Below are 2353 nucleotides of genomic sequence, written 5' to 3'. Positions count from 1 at the left end.
GAACGGCGGACTGTTAATCCGTATGTCGCAAGTTCAAGTCTTGCAAGGGGAGCCACATTCAAGAAAGCCAAGTCGAAAGACTTGGCTTTTTTTCGTTTGAACAAAAACAAACTCTATTCAATATACACATCAGCTCCTCACTAACTCTTAATCAGTCTCGATAAATTGAGTTATCTCCTTTTAGTACTCTTACTACAGCAGTTGATTCTAAGTTCTATAAAGCATATCCACTACAACAGAACCAACGCCTTATAAAGTTCATGACCCGCTAATATTCACATTAAAACAAATAGAACCAAGTCCTGTTACTTTTTTTTCTTCGAAAATTTAATCCCTATCATACTTTGATGTCTTTCTAATATCTGCCTTACACCACTTAGATTAAGATTCGATGAATTATACCTAATACTAATTATTGAATCGCTGCGCAGGGAAATATGAAACTAAAAACGCAAGCTTACTTATTATCGGGCATCATCTTGATCGCCCTGCTAGCACTGACGGCTACAGGCTTATGGACCTTAAGAGTTGCTAGCAACATGGACAACAAAGCTCGCGTAACAGAGCTGTTTAAGAGCGCATACAGCATTCTTACTGAAGTCGAAAAAATGGCGATTGATGGCACACTAGAAGAAGAGCAAGCCAAGCAACTAGCTACTCGCCTTCTACGCAACAACATCTATAAAGATAATGAATATGTTTACGTAGCCGATGAGAACATGACGTTTATCGCGACACCATTAGATCCTCAACTGCACGGAACCAGTTTTAACGACTTTAAAGATGGCGACGGCAATAGTGTTGGGCAGCTAATCCAAAGAGTACTTGGTAATCGTACTGGCGAGATCATTGAGTACACCTGGACACAAAAACTGCCAGATGGAACGATTGAAGAAAAACTGTCTATTGCAGAGAAAACGCCACATTGGGGTTGGGTTGTCGGCACTGGTATCGGGTTCAATGAAGTTAACGCTCGTTTTTGGTCTACTGCTCAATGGCAGCTATTCCTTTGTGTCGTGATTGCTGGTCTTATTCTGGCGAGCCTAATTGTATCCATTAAACGCATGCTAGCGCTTCTTGGCGGCGAACCTAAAGACGTACGAGAAGCAGTACAAGCCGTAGCACAAGGTCGAATTCAAACCTCTTTCGAAACTCAGGCAATTGACGGCAGTATCTATCACGCCGTACAACAAATGAGTAAGTCATTGGCTGAGCTAGTATCAAACCTTGACGCTTCAATGCTGGCATTAAGAGGCGAACTGCAGCGCGTAGAAGATCGCGCTGGGTCAATTGGTCAACTGACAGACACCCAACAGCAATCAACAGAGATGATCGCGACAGCAATGACCGAGATGGCCTCTTCAGCCAATAACGTAGCTGCTTCAGCTAGCGATACCGCGCGCAACACCGACGAGGCCGATAAACAGAGCCAGCATACCCAACAACTCATTCACAACACAGTAGATAACATTCAAGGCTTAGCAGGCCAACTAGGCACAGCAAGCGAAGCTGTCGCTAACCTAGATAACGATGTAAACAACATTGCAAAAGTATTGGATGTGATTGGTGATATAGCGGAGCAAACTAACCTATTGGCACTAAATGCAGCCATTGAAGCAGCTCGAGCTGGCGAACAAGGTCGTGGATTTGCTGTTGTAGCAGATGAGGTTCGTAACCTTGCAGGCAGAACACAATCGAGCACAAAAGAAATCCAATTAATGATTAATAACCTTCAAGAGGGATCTCGCAACGCAATTCAAACCATGGAAGTGTGTGCCGCGACCAGTGAAAGCACCGTAACAGAGTCTCAAAACGCCTCTGAAGCACTACAACAGATTGTTGTCGCATTAGAGTCCATTTCATCAATGAGTCATCAAATCGCAACAGCGGCCGCTGAGCAGACTCAGGTGAGCGATGATATATCGAAGCGTATCAATATGATCGAAGAGAGCGGTAACCAACTGAGCAATGTCGTAACAGAAAGTCATAACAGCACCCAAACTCTTGCCTCTCTTTCCAACGAATTAGAAGCTTGGGTTAATAGGTTTGAAGTAAAACACTAAACTCCCTAGAAAATTTTCAAATAAAAAAGCACGTTTTCATACGTGCTTTTTTTATTTCGGCGCCCATTCAGTGTAGTTAACCGTAGTTTTACTATCTTTTAGGGCATGCTAGACCTAGGTTTTTCACCCCAAATGAGCAAAAACAACCCACTAAGTATAGAAAAACATCAAACGATACTTTTTTTGCAATTTAATGTTGACCCAGAACGCGAAAACACGTTTAATACACCTCGTCGCCCGGATAGCTCAGTCGGTAGAGCAGAGGATTGAAAATCCTCGTGTCGGTGGTT

The 2353-nt window shown here is 43.1% G+C and carries 1 protein-coding gene; it reads left to right on the top strand.

Annotated elements, in window-relative coordinates; translation table 11 throughout:
* The first annotated feature begins 437 nt into the window (after positions 1-437).
* A complete protein-coding gene (locus tag AB6E54_RS22565) occupies positions 438-2063 on the top strand; it encodes a methyl-accepting chemotaxis protein (RefSeq protein ID WP_017062210.1) in 1626 nt (541 codons plus the stop codon).
* Positions 2064-2353: the final 290 nt, after the last annotated feature.

It is taken from the genome of Vibrio sp. 10N.247.311.49 (assembly GCF_041467655.1).
GTDB classification, from domain to species: domain Bacteria; phylum Pseudomonadota; class Gammaproteobacteria; order Enterobacterales; family Vibrionaceae; genus Vibrio; species Vibrio crassostreae_C.
This window is presented reverse-complemented; position numbering and strand designations above follow the sequence as displayed.